Source organism: Paraburkholderia dipogonis (genome assembly GCF_042680985.1).
Taxonomy (GTDB): Bacteria; Pseudomonadota; Gammaproteobacteria; order Burkholderiales; family Burkholderiaceae; genus Paraburkholderia; species Paraburkholderia phytofirmans.
Genome location: NZ_JBHUFR010000013.1, coordinates 382,055 through 395,859, shown reverse-complemented (window position 1 = coordinate 395,859; position 13,805 = coordinate 382,055). Strand labels below are relative to the sequence as shown.

Sequence of the window (13,805 nt, the reverse complement as noted above, 5' to 3'; positions counted from 1 at the left end):
GATTGATCGGCGGCTCCAGGTTGTACCGGCACGTGCGCAAAGATGAACGCCTCGCAAAGCTGAGCGACATCACTCAGCCGGCGAACCGTGCGCCGCCCGCCTCTTTCTTTCTAGAAGAGTTCGAGAGGCATCGCCAGGTCCGCTTCCGGATAATACGCGCCACACCGCCGACACGCTCGCTGCGTGTCCTCGCCCGTCGCCCACACCACGCCGTCAGGATCCGGCGCCCTCCGTGGACTCGGTGCTGCCGACTTCGTCGGACGACTTCTTCCTGGTCCGGCTATTAATGCGCTTCGCCTTGGGCGGCGGCGCCTCGCCGCGAGCGAACTTCACTTCGCCGCTGTCCTTGTCGTAGCTGACCTCGACACTGTCGCCCGATTTCAGGTTGCCGCCGAGAATCTCCTTGGCAAGCCGCGTTTCCAGTTCCTGACGAATCTGCCGCTTCAGTTCGCGGGCACCGAACTCGGGCCGGTAGCCGGCGTCGGCAAGATGGTCGACAATCGACTCGTCCATCTTGAGCGTGATGTCCTGGGCCGCGGCGGTGCGCGTGACCCGTTCGAGCTGGATCTGCACGATCGAGCGGATATTCTCGCGAGAGAGCCCGTGGAAGACGATCACCTCGTCGATACGGTTCAGGAATTCCGGGCGGAAGTGGCCCTTCAGCACATCCATCAGTTCTTCGCGGAGCTTCTTCTCCGGCAACTGGTCCGCCTCGGGCTTCTCGAGGTTATCCATGATGATGTGTGCGCCGAGATTGCTGGTCGCGATGATGATCGTGTTGCTGAAGTCCACCACGCGGCCCTTGCCGTCGGTCAGCCGGCCGTCGTCGAATACCTGGAGCAGCACGTTGCTCACGTCCGCGTGGGCCTTCTCGATCTCGTCGAGCAGGATCACGCTGTACGGGCGCCGCCGGACGCGCTCGGTCAACTGGCCGCCCTCGTCATAACCGACATAGCCCGGCGGCGCGCCGATCAACCGCGCCACCGCGTGACGCTCCATATATTCGGACATGTCGATACGGATCACCGCCTGCTCATCGCCGAACACGGTTTCCGCCAACGCCTTCGCGAGCTCGGTCTTGCCGACGCCGGTCGGTCCGAGGAACAGGAAGGTCGCGATAGGCCGGTTCGCCTGGCCGAGTCCGGCACGCGACAGGCGCACGGCGTCGCTCACGGCAAGCACCGCGTCGTCCTGGCCGACCACGCGCTCGCGCAGTTTGTTCTCCATGTCCAGCAGCTTCTGACGCTCCTCCTGTGTCAGGTCGGTTACCGGAATGCCGGTTTGGCGCGACACCACTTCGGCGATGGCCGCCACCGTCACTTCAAGCGTTTCCGAACCGGTCTTGCGCTGCCATGCCTCCATCTGCTCGTCGAGTTTCGTCTGCTTTTCGCCGATACGCTCTTCGAACTTCTTCGCCTCGTCGTAGCGCTTGCGCGAGGACGCATAATCCTGCTCGCGCTTGAGCTGGGCGATTTCGGCTTCGAGTTCCTGGATGTCGGCCGGACGCGAGGTGGCGCCGATGCGCACGCGCGCGGCGGCCTGGTCGATCAGGTCGATGGCTTTGTCGGGCAGAAAGCGCGACGTGATGTAACGGTCCGACATCTCCGCTGCGGCGACGAACGCATCGTCCGCAAAGGTCACCTGATGATGCGCTTCGAGCTTGTCGCGCAGACCGCGCAAGATGACGATGGTCTGCTCGACGGTCGGCTCGGGCACCAGCACCGGCTGAAAGCGCCGTTCGAGCGCGGCGTCTTTTTCGATGTACTTCTGGTATTCGTTTAGAGTCGTCGCGCCGATCAGACTGAGTTCGCCGCGCGCCAGCGCCGGTTTGAGCACGTTCGCGATGTCGAGGCCGCCCTCGCCGCCGCCCTGGCCGGCGCCCACGATCATGTGCAACTCGTCGATGAACAGAACCAGTTCGTCTTTCTTTGCTGTCACTTCGTCGATCAGCGTTTTTGCGCGTTCTTCGAACTCGCCGCGATACTTCGCACCCGCCACCATCGAATTGATATTGACCTCGACGAGCCGCTTGCCGCGCAGGTTTTCGGGAACATCGTCGTTGACGATACGCTGCGCCAGGCCTTCGACGATCGCGGTCTTGCCGACCCCCGGTTCGCCGATCAAAACCGGATTGTTCTTCCTGCGCCGCGCGAGTACTTCAATCGTGCTTTCGATTTCCTGAGCGCGGCCCAGCACCGGGTCGAGCTTGCCCTGCCGCGCCAGAGCCGTGAGGTCACGGCCGAACTTGTCGAGTGTGGGCGTGCCGGTCGGCGTGTCGACGCGGCCGTCCTCGGCGCCTTTGCCGACGACCTTCACCACTTTCTGCCGCAGCGCTTCCGGTGTCACGCCGTACTTCTTCAGCAAGGTACCCGCAATACTGTCCGGCACCGCCGCGAGCCCAATGAGCAGATGCTCAGGCCCGATGTAGGAATGACCCAGATCGCGCGACGCCTGGAACGCGCTCTGGATCACTTTTTTCATGCGCGGCGAGATGGTCATCTTGTCCATCGGCGCATCGGGATTCGCAGTGCCCTTCTGGGCATGCTGATCGATATAGCCTTTGATGTCTTGCGGCGACAGCTTGAGTTCCTTGAGCAGCGCCGCACACACGTCAGTGTCCGCCAGCACATAAAGCAGGTGCTCGGTGTCGAGTTCGGTGCGTTGAAGCTCGTGCGCTTTCTCCGCCGCGCGCTGCAACAATTCGAGCGTCTGCTCGCTGAAGGCGTCGGTGGCGTCGACCGATTCGCGCGGCAGCTCCGCGGCCAATTCTTCTTCGTCGTCATCTTCCGTGCTGGCGCCCGCGCCCGCGCCGCCAAGACCGCCGAAGAAGCGGGACAGACCGCCTCCTCCGAGCAGCGAGTCGAACGGGTTTGCCATGCTTTGGTGCCGCATTAATTGCCGATAGTCGTAGTCGCAGATCGATAAAGTTTTCCGCTCGCCGTTCTGCACAACGGTCACACGGGCGACAGCGGGACGGGCGTTACAGATTTCGCAAAGGGCGGGCATCGTAAATTCACCTTTATCAGTTAAGGCATCCGACGTTGTTACAGGCTATGGAACGCGTTCACGTGAGGGGCAAATGCTCGAAACCTGTCGCCGGCCTTTCGATCAGGGATACGCCAGGACCGATGCTTTGCTGATCAGCGTTCAAATGCCGGCGTCTCCCGAACAGATCGAGACGCGCGAGCGACTTCCGGCAACCGGCACGCGTTTGCGTGTTCGCGCTGCGCGCCTGATCGCCACATGATTGGCATAACGAATCTAAAAAAACCGCCCTTGAATTCTATGAGTGGATCGTTAGTAAGGGAACATTGGTTTTTCCGATGATAAGGATTGGCAGCCATGCCCAACGCTATCAGCTACGAGATTGCGCGCCTGGCCGCACGTGAATGTCCCTACTTGCCGGTCTCCCGGCGGCTCTGCTCCGCAACGGTCAGGATAGCCTCGGGCATGACCTCGAGCCGCTCTTTGGGAATCGGCTGGCCGCTTTCATCGGAGAGACCGTAGGTGCCTTCGTCGATCTTGCGCAGCGCACGCTGGATATCCGCGACGCGCTGGTCGTTCACGTCATGCAGCGACTGATTGATCTCGTTCTGTGCCATTCCCTGCGCCTCGTCCTCGTATTCCTCGGCCTCGTCGCCATGTTCCTCCTGAGCCGTTCTCTCGTCCGCGATCGTATCTTCCTCGCCGCCCAGCAGTTCCCGGCGCAGCGCTTCCAGACGCTTGCGCTGCTGCGCGATGAACTCGTCACTCAGATCACTCTGTTGCTCCGGCATGGTCTTCTCCCTCAGCTTGATTCGCTCTACTCGCCGTAGAGCGGGGCGTCATGCACCCAGTTCCTGAAATACGTGGCCGTTGGCTTCGAGTCCTTTCAGAAGTTCGGGTGTCAGTTCGCTTTGCCAGACATGCCCCTCGAATTGCCAGTCGCTCTTGTCGGCGAGGTCGGGCAGGCCGGCGCCGTTGCGCACATAGAGGCCGAGTGTCGGCTTCTTCAGGTTAATGTAGAAATCGAATTCCTGCATTTTCACCTCCTTATGCAAGTTAAGGTCTCAAAGACGCTTCAACTATCGTCGACGTTGTCCGCGTAATGATCGACAGCAACCTTGCATTCGTCGACCACGACCTGAAGGAACGCAGGATCGTTTCTTTCCACCCATCGTTCGACGTGAAGGAAACGCTGCGTGCCGAGATCGGCGATGCGCTCAGCGTCCGAGGTCGTGACATCGACCGTGACCATACCCCGGCTCCCTTGCAGAGGCGAGATCGTTGCGGAAAACAGGAATCGTCGATACGGGAATTCTTGAGCCTCTTGTGCCATAAAGCCTCCTTACGGAAGACCAGTTGAGTCCACGTTTTCTTCATACGAGTACGCGTCTTCGCGCGCCACGCGCCACGTGGCATTCTATGAGCAAGTCACGACCCGGTGAACGCAGGTTTGTCCAATGCTAACTATCGGCGAAATACGGTCGGCGTGCGCCATCCGGGAGCAATTTTCTTTGTATCGGAATGCTGAGATTGCGGCATGATGGCGCTTAGTAGCGACACCCAGGCTAAAGGAGAAAACGATGCCAGCATCCACTATTTTCTACGGCGAATTCGAGATGGTCGTGCGCCCTGAAACCAATAAGTTCGGCGCCTGGGTCGCGAGCGTGAGCCTGAAAAATAGCGCGGGTAAAGTCGTCGATATTCGACCGATGACTGTTCAACCCGAATGGCTGACCGAAGAAGAAGCGATCAGAGATGCGGTCGAATGGGGCCGCCGTTTCATCGATCGTGAGTTCGAGACGCCGCAACCACACTCCTGGGTCAGCGCCCGGTCTCGCGCAGAGGACTGGTTCCGCGATGCGGAAGAAAAATCGCACGGCCCAGACATCAGTGCCTGAACGCTGCCAACCTGAACACTGCCAAGCCGGCGCCTGCAAAACGCTTGCAGGCGCAGTGAAATTTTTCCGCAGACGCTCTCTACTTCCGCAGACGCGCCTCGATTTCCTGTGTACTGAGCGACAACAGATCTTCGCTGATCTGCTCGAATATCATTCGACGCGCTTCTTCGCTCAGATTCGAACGCACCATGCCGAGGAATTTCGACTCCATGGCGAGCCGCAGCCGATTGTAGAGTTGATGGAGCCGCCCTTCGTCCATATAGGTGGCAACCCGCTTTGCAAATTTCTCGCGGTCTTTCTCGGTCAGGACCGTACCGGTGTATTCGTCGTTGACGAGAACTTCGACTTCCTGCAAGTCGAGCGTAAGCCCGGGCATCCGGAAAACACGCGCGCGACCTCCGTCAGCCACGACAAGCCAGGTAACTTCGACCATCATGCACCTCTGAGCAGGAATTTTTAGCGCGTATGTGGCGCTCGCTCGCCGACAGTGCCGACGACACTCACTCAAGATAGCAGTTCGAACCGGCTACGCCCAAGATCAATTCACCGATTCATGGCATCGGCGTGAAGTTCACCGCTCGCTTGGCTTCGGTACGAGTATTCGAGGAATAGCCGGGATCCGTGAAGCCGTGCAACTCCGCAGCGGGAAAAAAGCCTTTGACCGCGCCGATATCGATCTTCTGGATCATGTCATCTCCGTTCAACGTTGCGGGCAGAATGATTGAGCTATGACTACACAGAGAACGCCCGGCTTGCTAACTGACTCGGCACGTTCAGCGTAGCCCGATAACGACGTGGCCGTTAAGGCAGAAGTTTTCACGCGTATGTGAGCGAAACTCGCCGGTCGCTGCACACTTGCCGATATTCTTCCCCTTCAAGCAAAGACCATTCCGAAGCTGATACGGTCATCGGCATTACCCAAACGCCCAACCTCGAAGTTCGGTACGATAAGCGCGCCTGCCGCACGAGCGCATCCTGCTATGAACGAAATGACAATGGAATGGGGCGATGTCCGCGTGTTTCTCGCGATTGCCCGTTGCGGCACACTCGGCGCAGCCGCGCGCCAATTGGGACAGACCCAGCCCACCATGGGCCGCCGGCTGCGCGCGCTCGAAAACGCGGTCGGCCAGGCGCTGTTCCAGCGCACCGCCGAGGGCTTCGTCCTGACCGACGAAGGCCAGGCGGTATTGAGTTTCGCGGAGCGAATGGAGGAAGAAGCGCTTGCGTTCACACGTTCGCTTGCCGGGACCACGCAGCAGTTGACCGGGTCGCTGCGCGTGTCGTCGTCCGACTGGTTCGGCATTCATGTGCTGACGCCGGTATTCGCCACGTTTCTCTCGCGGCATCCGCAACTGTCGATCGAGTTGATCACCGATTCGCGACGCTACAGCCTCTCGCGCCGGGAAGCGGATCTTGTGTTTCGCATCACGCCGTTCGACGAACCCGACGTGATCCAGCGAAAGATCATGGATATGAATTACGCGCTGTACGGGCACGCCGATCTGGTCGCGCCGCAAGCCGGCGATGGCGCGGGGCAATCGCTGATTACGATGGATAGCGCCTTCGAAGCCTTGCCCGACGTGACGTGGATTCGCCGCATGCTGCCGAATGCGCGAGTCGCGTACGCCAGCAACAATCGCGGCGTCCAGGCGCGCATGTGCGCCGAGGGCGGCGGTTTCGCGGTCCTGCCGTGCGCGCTCGGCGACAACACGCCGGGCCTGCGGCGCATCGACCTCGGCGAAACGCCGCCGGGTCGTGAAGTGTGGCTCGGCTACCATCGCGACCTTCGGCGGCTGGGGCGCTTGCGGGCGCTGATCGACGTTGTCGTCGACAGACTCGCCAACGCCGGATAGGCATCGGGCCGCCGCTCAACTCACTCGCGGATGCACACCCGCGCAGCAAGCATCACGCTATATCGACGACGATCTTGCCCCGCGCGCTGCGCTCGGTGATCGCGTCGTACCCTTGTTCCGCCGAGCGAAGATCGAAGCGGCGCGGATCGAGCCGCGGCGTCAGTTGACCCGCTTCGGCGAGGCGCGTCGCCTCGCGGAGCATCTCGCCGTGATGCGCCCGGTTCTTGCCGCTCAGCAGCGCATGCAGGGTGAACACGCCCGAATACGTGGCCTCGCGAAACGACAGCGGCGCGAGTCCATGCGTACCCCAGCCAAGCGCGCTGACCACATGGCCGAAATGCTTGACTGCCGCGAACGATGCATCGAGCGTCGCGCCGCCCACCGTGTCGGCCACCACGTCGAATCCCAACCCGCCAGTATGCTGGGCAACGTATTGCTCGACGTTCTGCGCGGCGTAATCGATCGGGGTTGCGCCGAGGCGCGTGAGTTCGTCGTGGTCGCGCGCGCTCGCCGTCGCGAACACCCGCGCTCCGAGCGCCCGCGCGAGTTGTACCGAAACATGGCCCACGCCGCCCGCGCCGCCTTGCACGAGCACGGTCTGCCCGGCCTGGAGCTTCGCGCGATCCACGATCCCCATGTAGGCTGTGATGAACACGAGCGGCAGAGAGGCGGCTTCGCGCATCGACAGATTGGCGGGCTTCAGTGCGAGCAGATCCGCGTCGACGGCGGCATATTGCGCGAGCGAACCCTGAATGCCGCCTACACCGCCTGTCATGCCGTAGACCTCGTCGCCCGCTTTGAAGCGGGTCACGCCCGCCCCCGCCGCCTCGACCACGCCGGCCATGTCGATGCCGAGCACCAGCGGCAGCGGATGTTGTGCATGAGCGGCGGCGCCTGCGCGGATTTTCGTGTCGAGCGGGTTGAGACCGGCCGCCGCGATACGCACCAGCACCTGGCCGGGCAACGGTTCGGGGCGCGCCACGGTGGTGAGTTCCAGCGGTCCGTTGTACTGGGAGAGAACGAGGGCTTGCATTGTCATGGTCAACGCTCCTGGCAAATGCCGGTGAATGGAAAGCAGATGAAGCGAATAGTGACCCATGCGAACCGGCCTGAAAACTCACAAATACGCACACCTTCCATGCATTAATGCATGACAAGACGCCTTTTGCCGACACTAAGCGCCCAGACCCTGAAGCGGGGGCACGCCCAACATGTCAATTTCGTAATGAACTGGTGGGGATCGCGTCAGGTGCGCAAGCGCAATATGACTTCCAGACGCTCAGAGAAGGAAGACCCATGCAATACCAGTAGCGTCGAATGAGCTGCTGCTATTCAGTGAATTTCCCTCAATCAACCATCGTATTTATTTCGGAGTCTGAATCATGAAGAAAGCTATTGTTTGCCTCACCCTCGCCGCTGCCGCCTTGTCCGCTCCGGTTCTCAGCTTCGCGCAATCCAACGGGCCGGTGACACGCGCCGAGGTCCGCAGCAATCTGGTGCAGGTGGAGCGGGCCGGCTATAACCCGGCGCGTTCCGACGACGCCAGCTATCCGGCCGACATCCAGGCCGCCGAAGCGAAAGTCGCGGCACAATCAACGCCCCAGCAAACCACGCAGGGCTACGGCGGTGTGCCGGCGAACAGCACGTCGTCGGGTGGCCCGACGCATACGGCGATGCAATCGACCTGTGTCGGTCCGGTCAGCTTCTGCACCCCGTACTTCGGCAAATAAGTGGCATGCCGTGCAGGTCCCGTGCTTGTTGCCAGATGCGCGGGACCGCGTTTCATTCTGAACATCTCTTGACCGCGGCAAAGCCAGGTTCGCCTTGATAACAACCGACCGAACCTCAGCTTGCCTCACACCCGCGCCCATGAAGCGCGTCAACCCTTGACGAATTCCGTCTCCCACACCTGCTCGATTGCCTGCAACGCAGTCAACACGATCGAGCGGTTCAGCGCCGCCGCGAGCGTGCCGTCGCGCTCGGCATATGCCTCGCACAGCCGTTGATGATCGGCGCACGAACGCTGCATGCGTCCGGGCAACGAGGTGCTGAGGTGCCGCAGCCGGTTGGTGCGCATCCGCATCGAATCGAGCACTTCCTTGAAGATGCCGTTACGGCTCACTCTTAGTTCTTCATCGCGAAACGCGACGTTGGCCCAGAAATAGCCGTCGACGTCGGCGTGCGCGGCTGCATCGGCGAGACGCTTGTGCGCGCGCCACAACGATGCGATGTCTTCAGCGGTGGCCTGTTCGACGATCGCCAACGACACCTGCCCATATAACAGCACACGCAGTTGATAGATCTCGCGCACTTCCGTGAGCGTCATCGACGACACGCGCGGGCGCCGCCGCGGCGACCAGTCCACCAGCCGTTCGCGGTTCAGCACGAACAGCGCTTCGCGCACCGGCGTGCGGCTGACGTTGAAGCGTTTCGCGAGATCGACCGAATTCAGGTCGTCGCCCGGTTGCAGGCGTCCTTCGATGATGCCGCGCGCCACCCAGTCGACGATCTCTCCGACCGGCGATGCGTCGCCCTGCTCCTCTTCGTCGCGTGTGTCGACAGTTTCGTCCATCCCGTTTTCCTCGATATCCCTTGGCGTGCCGCCCGACTGCGTGGACGGATTCTAGCAAACCGGCAATTGGCCAAGCCGGTGCGGCTTCCTGCTCGATTTCCCTAAGTGTGCACACTTTGTCGAATATTTCTTGAAATCAATCGCCGATTCGCCATACACTTGGCAAAGTGTCGACACTAACAATATAGGACACCAAGTCCAGTCGCAACTAGCTGCATGGGGGCCGGAGTCAGCGCCGAAGCGCCAACTCGCCCGACACAGGAGACGCAAGCATGTATATGGAAAAGGAGATCGCCGGCGCAACCGCCGTCGAAGCCAGCGTTTCGGCGCGGCTCGACCGCCTGCCGCCGACGCGGTATTTCAGCGGCCTCGTCGCGCGCATCGCGATCGGCGGCTGGTTCGAGTTTTATGAAATGTTCATGGCGGCCTATATCTCGCTGGGACTCATCGGCAGTGGTCTGTACCGCGCCACCACGGCGGGCCTCTTCGACGTCAACGGCTTCGCCAGCTTTCTCGGCTCGTTTTTCGCCGGGATGTTCGTCGGCACGGTGGCGCTCGGCGGCTTCACCGACCGCTTTGGACGCCGCGCCGTATTCACCTGCGCGATGCTGATCTATTCGGTTGCGACCTTTGCCGCCGCGTTCCAGCATTCGCCGGAATCCATGGATCTCTGGCGCTTCGTCGCGGGCCTCGGGATCGGCGTGCAGCTCATCACTGTCGACACTTACATCTCCGAGCTGACGCCGCATCACACACGCGGCCGCTACAGCGCGTTCAGCATCCTCGTGATCCTGACGTCCGTGCCGACCGTCGCGGTGCTGTCCTTTCTGCTCGTGCCGCACACGATCCTCGGTCTCGAAGGCTGGCGCTGGGTGATGATCATCGGCTCGGCGGGCGCCGTGCTGATCTGGTTCATGCGGCGCGGCCTGCCGGAATCGCCGCGCTGGCTCGAAAGCAAGGGCCGCATCGACGAGGCGCGCGCCATCGTCGATGCGATCGAGGCCCGCGTGGTCGCCGAAACCGGCCGCCCGTTGCAGGCACCCGCGCAACACACGCCGGAACCGCCGGCCGGCGAGCAAAGCGGTTCATGGTCGGAGATGTGGAAGGGCCGCTACTTCAGCCGCACGGTGATGCTGTCGTTCTTCAACTTCTTCCAGACCTTCGGCGTGTACGGCTTCGGCGCGTGGGTGCCGGTGCTGCTCTACACGAAAGGCATCACGATCACGCATTCGCTGCTCTACACGATGGTTATCGCATTCGCGACGCCGCTTGGCGCGCTCGGCGCGATGGCGTGCGCGGAACGTGTTCAGCGCAAATGGCAACTGGTCGGCTGCGCGATCGTCGTCGCGGTGGCCGGCGTGCTGTTCGGCATGGTGCGCGAGCCTGTCCTGATCCTGCTGTTCGGCAGCGCCGTGACGATCGCCAACAACTGGCTGATCGGCATCTTTCACACCTATCAGGCCGAGCTGTATCCGACCCGGATTCGCGCCCGCGCCGTCGGTTTTGTTTTTAGCTGGAGCCGTCTGAGCTCGATCTTCGTCGGTTTCTGGGTGGCGGCATTGCTGAAGCATTCCGGTGTGCCCGCCGTGTTCGTGCTGATTTCGTCAGCCATGTTTGTGATCGTCGTGATGGTCGGGCTGCTAGGGCCGAAGACCAACGGCATTCGTCTGGAGGAGTTGTCTCAATGAGTTCCATCGCCGCCGCATTCGCGCACGGCCTTTTTGCACTGGCGCAGCGTCCGCTGCCGGTTCCGGTCGCAGAGGAAGCCAGGCGTTCCTTGATCAATGTGATCGGCACGTCGATCGGCGCATCGCGGCATCCCGGGGTCGACGCGATTCTCGCCGCGGCCGCCGAACTTGGCGTCGCGCGGGTCGCGCCGGTGCCGGGCCGCAGCGAAAAAGTCGATCTGCATTTTTCAGCGCTTGCCACCGGCTTTGCCGGCCATCTCGACGATTTCGACGACACCCATCTCGCGACCGTCATTCACCCCGCCGCTTCGGTGCTCGCTGTGCTGACCGCTCTCGCGCCCGACACGCGGCCCACCGGCGCGGCCGCGCTGAGCGCCTTCACGCTCGGCTGCGAAGCGCAGTTGCGGGTCGGCGTCTCGATCTCGCCGGAACATTACGACCGCGGCTGGCACATCACCGGCACGTGCGGTGTGATCGGCTGTGCGGTCACGGCCGCGCTGCTGCTCGGTCTCGACGAAGCGGGATTGGCGCAAGCGGTGTCGATCGCCGCCTCGATGTTCGTCGGCCAGCGCGAAGCGTTCGGCACGATGACCAAGCCCTATCACCCCGGCAAGGCGGCCGCTAACGGCATTGCGGCCGCGCGTCTCGCGCAGCAAGGCCAGCGCGCCGCGGACGATATTTTCGAAGCGCCCGGCGGCTACTCGCATTCGCTGTCGACCAAGGTCGACTTCGAACTGATGAACGGCGCGTTCGGCGAGCGCTGGGAACTGCTGTTCAACACGTACAAGCCGTATCCGTGCGGCATCGTCGCGCATCCGGCAATCGACGCGGGCCTCGCGCTCGCGCCGCAAATCGACGACGTGCAGTCCATCGAATCCATCACGCTGCGCTGCCATCCGCTCGTGCCCGAACTGATGGGCAATCCGCAGCCGAAGGACGGCCTGCAGGCGCGCTTTAGCGCGATTCACGGCGTGGCCGCCGCGCTGTGCGACGGCCAGGTCGGTCTCGCGCAATACGAGGACGCGCGCGTGGTGCAGGACGACGTCACGGCGGTGCGCGCGCTGACGAAGCTCGCGCCCGACGCCTCGGTCAATCGCGACGAAGTTTTTATCGCGGCCACGCTGAAGGACGGCTCGGTTATCGAACATCACGTCGAACATGCGCGCGGCAGCCTCGCGCGTCCGCTGACCGACGAGGAACTGATGCACAAAGTCCGTCTGCTGGTGGACTCGCAGTTGGGTGACGGCGTCGCCGCTCAACTCGCTGCCGCCGTGGCGGCACTCGACACGGCCGCCAATCTCGACGCGCTCTTTGCACTGTGCGCACCGTCTGGGGAACTGAATCATGCATAACGCCGCTCAACATTCCGTCGTGTCCGACGCGCTCGCCGGCTTCGCGATCGCCGCACTGCCTGCTTCGGCCGACGCCGCGCGCGACGCCGCCCGCGACGCGCTCACCCACGCGCGCCTCATCACCGACCCGGCGACGCGCTCCACCGAGCAGATCAGTGCACTGCTGCAATCGCAAGGCAGCGCGACGACCGATTCGCGCACCCGCGCATGGATTCTCGGCACGTCGCTCGCGACGCAGGCCGCCGCGTCGCCGGCCATGCCGGTGCTCGCCGCCGTGATTGCAGCCGGCGACACGCTGGGCTCATCAGAAAGCGATGAGATTGCCGCCGCCGCGATCGGTATCGAAGCCGCCGCGCGCATTCTCAGCGCGGTCGACAGCGCCGAATTCCGCGCGCGCTGGAATGTGGCGTCGTCGGTGGGCGTACTCGGCGCGGTGCTGGCAGTCTCGCGCCTGCTGCGTCTCGATGAAACGCGTACACGTCATGCGCTCGGCGTCGCCGCAACTCAGGCAGCGGGCCTCGCGCGCAACGCGGACCACGCAATGGAAGCGATCGAGATCGGCAAGGCCGCAGCGGACGCGCTCGAAGCCGCGATGATCGCGAAGCACGGCTTCACGAGCGCGGCTGCGTCGATCGACGGACGGCGCGGCTTCGCGGCGCTAATGGCGTATCGCTTCGACGCCGCCGCGATCACCGAAGCGCTGGGTACGCGCTGGACTTCGCTCGACTGAACGTGACTCGCTTTGCCCGATGTGTTCGACGCATCGGGCAAAGCTGTCATCGACCGCCAATGTTCGACGCTTCTTATCGGCCACACCACGGGAGTCCAATATGTCCAGCAAGCGCATCATCCAAGCCTCGTTACCCGCGCTGTTCTCGCTGTGCGCGGCATTGAGCGGCACGAACGCCATCGCGCAGACGCCCGCGTCGCAACCGTCGGCGGGCGGCCTGCCGGCGCACTCGCCATTCGATATTCCCTACGGCATGCCGCTCAGCCTGCAAAGCGCCAACCAGGCGCTCGAAGCCGCCGAGGCTGAAGCCGCTCGGCACGGCTGGCCCGAGGCAATCGCCGTCACCGATCCCAGCGGAGAACTCGTCGCGTTCGCGAAGATGGACAACACGCAGAACTCGTCGCCGAAAATCGCGCTGCGCAAAGCCGCGACCGCCGCGCGCTTTCGACGCGATACGCGCACGTTCTATAACGCTTTCGAAGCCGGTCATACCTATGCGGCGACGCTCGATCCTTCGGTGGTCGCATCGCCCGGCGGCTATCCGCTCGTGATCGGCGGCAAGATCGTCGGCGCGATCGGATGCAGCGGCGGCAGCGGCGACCAGGACGCGGATATCTGCAAAGCGGGCGCGGACGCGTTGAAGTAAAACGCGGATCGCCGTTTGTGCGGCGCTTACTTTGGTCGGCAATCCTGCCCGCAGGCCAGATCACATCGATCAGGATGCCTT

Annotated in this window: 15 protein-coding genes; 7 read left to right on the top strand and 8 right to left on the bottom strand. The window is 62.7% G+C overall.

The window, feature by feature from the left end; translation table 11 throughout:
* Positions 1 to 213 precede the first annotated feature (213 nt).
* The 4 genes from ACFSNN_RS19380 to ACFSNN_RS19365 form a co-directional block, all read right to left on the bottom strand.
* A complete protein-coding gene (locus ACFSNN_RS19380) occupies positions 214 to 3,006 on the bottom strand; it encodes an ATP-dependent Clp protease ATP-binding subunit (RefSeq protein ID WP_134463055.1) in 2,793 nt (930 codons plus the stop codon).
* A gap of 389 nt (positions 3,007 to 3,395) precedes the next feature.
* Positions 3,396 to 3,776, bottom strand: a complete 381-nt coding sequence (locus ACFSNN_RS19375) for a TraR/DksA family transcriptional regulator (RefSeq protein ID WP_134463053.1) — start codon at positions 3,774 to 3,776, stop codon at positions 3,396 to 3,398.
* 48 nt (positions 3,777 to 3,824) lie between these two features.
* The gene (locus tag ACFSNN_RS19370) at positions 3,825 to 4,022 is read right to left on the bottom strand and encodes a hypothetical protein (RefSeq protein WP_106313048.1); all 198 of its coding nucleotides are present in this window, start codon (positions 4,020 to 4,022) and stop codon (positions 3,825 to 3,827) included.
* 38 nt (positions 4,023 to 4,060) lie between these two features.
* On the bottom strand, positions 4,061 to 4,237 hold the full coding sequence (locus tag ACFSNN_RS19365; protein ID WP_244322943.1) for a hypothetical protein: 177 nt from the start codon (positions 4,235 to 4,237) through the stop codon (positions 4,061 to 4,063).
* Positions 4,238 to 4,565: 328 nt separating this feature from the next.
* Between ACFSNN_RS19365 and ACFSNN_RS19360 the strand changes: the two genes are divergently transcribed.
* Positions 4,566 to 4,883, top strand: coding sequence for a DUF6566 family protein (locus ACFSNN_RS19360; protein WP_134463049.1), 318 nt, complete (start codon positions 4,566 to 4,568; stop codon positions 4,881 to 4,883).
* Between the two features lie 79 nt (positions 4,884 to 4,962).
* Here the strand turns inward: ACFSNN_RS19360 and ACFSNN_RS19355 are convergent, their stop codons facing one another.
* A complete protein-coding gene (locus ACFSNN_RS19355; protein WP_244322942.1) occupies positions 4,963 to 5,319 on the bottom strand; it encodes a host attachment protein in 357 nt (118 codons plus the stop codon).
* Between the two features lie 115 nt (positions 5,320 to 5,434).
* A complete protein-coding gene (locus tag ACFSNN_RS19350) occupies positions 5,435 to 5,572 on the bottom strand; it encodes a hypothetical protein (RefSeq protein WP_166799355.1) in 138 nt (45 codons plus the stop codon).
* A gap of 291 nt (positions 5,573 to 5,863) precedes the next feature.
* Here ACFSNN_RS19350 and ACFSNN_RS19345 point away from each other — a divergent pair, with 291 nt between their 5' ends.
* On the top strand, positions 5,864 to 6,736 hold the full coding sequence (locus tag ACFSNN_RS19345; RefSeq protein ID WP_134463047.1) for a LysR family transcriptional regulator: 873 nt from the start codon (positions 5,864 to 5,866) through the stop codon (positions 6,734 to 6,736).
* Positions 6,737 to 6,788: 52 nt separating this feature from the next.
* On the opposite strand, the gene ACFSNN_RS19340 is transcribed toward ACFSNN_RS19345, so the two are convergent.
* A complete protein-coding gene (locus ACFSNN_RS19340) occupies positions 6,789 to 7,775 on the bottom strand; it encodes a zinc-dependent alcohol dehydrogenase family protein (RefSeq protein WP_134463045.1) in 987 nt (328 codons plus the stop codon).
* Positions 7,776 to 8,118: 343 nt separating this feature from the next.
* On the opposite strand from ACFSNN_RS19340, the gene ACFSNN_RS19335 reads away from it, so the two are divergent.
* On the top strand, positions 8,119 to 8,466 hold the full coding sequence (locus ACFSNN_RS19335) for a DUF4148 domain-containing protein (RefSeq protein WP_134463043.1): 348 nt from the start codon (positions 8,119 to 8,121) through the stop codon (positions 8,464 to 8,466).
* Between the two features lie 149 nt (positions 8,467 to 8,615).
* On the opposite strand, the gene ACFSNN_RS19330 is transcribed toward ACFSNN_RS19335, so the two are convergent.
* Complete coding sequence (locus tag ACFSNN_RS19330) at positions 8,616 to 9,308, bottom strand: GntR family transcriptional regulator (RefSeq protein ID WP_134463041.1); 693 nt, start codon at positions 9,306 to 9,308, stop codon at positions 8,616 to 8,618.
* A 272-nt stretch (positions 9,309 to 9,580) separates the two neighbouring features.
* Between ACFSNN_RS19330 and ACFSNN_RS19325 the strand changes: the two genes are divergently transcribed.
* The 4 genes from ACFSNN_RS19325 (at position 9,581) to ACFSNN_RS19310 (ending at position 13,724) form a co-directional block, all read left to right on the top strand.
* Complete coding sequence (locus ACFSNN_RS19325) at positions 9,581 to 10,996, top strand: MFS transporter (RefSeq protein ID WP_134463039.1); 1,416 nt, start codon at positions 9,581 to 9,583, stop codon at positions 10,994 to 10,996.
* Complete coding sequence (locus ACFSNN_RS19320) at positions 10,993 to 12,348, top strand: MmgE/PrpD family protein (RefSeq protein WP_134463037.1); 1,356 nt, start codon at positions 10,993 to 10,995, stop codon at positions 12,346 to 12,348. Before ACFSNN_RS19325 ends, ACFSNN_RS19320 begins: the two co-directional genes overlap by 4 nt.
* Complete coding sequence (locus tag ACFSNN_RS19315) at positions 12,341 to 13,078, top strand: MmgE/PrpD family protein (RefSeq protein ID WP_134463035.1); 738 nt, start codon at positions 12,341 to 12,343, stop codon at positions 13,076 to 13,078. Before ACFSNN_RS19320 ends, ACFSNN_RS19315 begins: the two co-directional genes overlap by 8 nt.
* A 100-nt stretch (positions 13,079 to 13,178) precedes the next feature.
* Positions 13,179 to 13,724 carry a GlcG/HbpS family heme-binding protein gene (locus ACFSNN_RS19310; RefSeq protein ID WP_134463033.1) on the top strand — a complete coding sequence of 182 codons (546 nt, stop codon included), beginning with the start codon at positions 13,179 to 13,181 and terminating at the stop codon, positions 13,722 to 13,724.
* The last annotated feature ends 81 nt before the right edge of the window (positions 13,725 to 13,805 follow it).

Excerpts from the sequence above, each read along its gene's own strand:
- ACFSNN_RS19380 (WP_134463055.1), bottom strand. The coding sequence starts at position 3,006 with ATGCCCGCCCTTTGCGAAATCTGTAACGCCCGTCCCGCTGTCGCCCGT.
- ACFSNN_RS19375 (WP_134463053.1), bottom strand. The coding sequence starts at position 3,776 with ATGCCGGAGCAACAGAGTGATCTGAGTGACGAGTTCATCGCGCAGCAG.
- ACFSNN_RS19370 (WP_106313048.1), bottom strand. The coding sequence starts at position 4,022 with ATGCAGGAATTCGATTTCTACATTAACCTGAAGAAGCCGACACTCGGC.
- ACFSNN_RS19365 (WP_244322943.1), bottom strand. The coding sequence starts at position 4,237 with ATGGTCACGGTCGATGTCACGACCTCGGACGCTGAGCGCATCGCCGAT.
- ACFSNN_RS19360 (WP_134463049.1), top strand. The coding sequence starts at position 4,566 with ATGCCAGCATCCACTATTTTCTACGGCGAATTCGAGATGGTCGTGCGC.
- ACFSNN_RS19355 (WP_244322942.1), bottom strand. The coding sequence starts at position 5,319 with ATGATGGTCGAAGTTACCTGGCTTGTCGTGGCTGACGGAGGTCGCGCG.
- ACFSNN_RS19350 (WP_166799355.1), bottom strand. The coding sequence starts at position 5,572 with ATGATCCAGAAGATCGATATCGGCGCGGTCAAAGGCTTTTTTCCCGCT.
- ACFSNN_RS19345 (WP_134463047.1), top strand. The coding sequence starts at position 5,864 with ATGAACGAAATGACAATGGAATGGGGCGATGTCCGCGTGTTTCTCGCG.
- ACFSNN_RS19340 (WP_134463045.1), bottom strand. The coding sequence starts at position 7,775 with ATGACAATGCAAGCCCTCGTTCTCTCCCAGTACAACGGACCGCTGGAA.
- ACFSNN_RS19335 (WP_134463043.1), top strand. The coding sequence starts at position 8,119 with ATGAAGAAAGCTATTGTTTGCCTCACCCTCGCCGCTGCCGCCTTGTCC.
- ACFSNN_RS19330 (WP_134463041.1), bottom strand. The coding sequence starts at position 9,308 with ATGGACGAAACTGTCGACACACGCGACGAAGAGGAGCAGGGCGACGCA.
- ACFSNN_RS19325 (WP_134463039.1), top strand. The coding sequence starts at position 9,581 with ATGTATATGGAAAAGGAGATCGCCGGCGCAACCGCCGTCGAAGCCAGC.
- ACFSNN_RS19320 (WP_134463037.1), top strand. The coding sequence starts at position 10,993 with ATGAGTTCCATCGCCGCCGCATTCGCGCACGGCCTTTTTGCACTGGCG.
- ACFSNN_RS19315 (WP_134463035.1), top strand. The coding sequence starts at position 12,341 with ATGCATAACGCCGCTCAACATTCCGTCGTGTCCGACGCGCTCGCCGGC.
- ACFSNN_RS19310 (WP_134463033.1), top strand. The coding sequence starts at position 13,179 with ATGTCCAGCAAGCGCATCATCCAAGCCTCGTTACCCGCGCTGTTCTCG.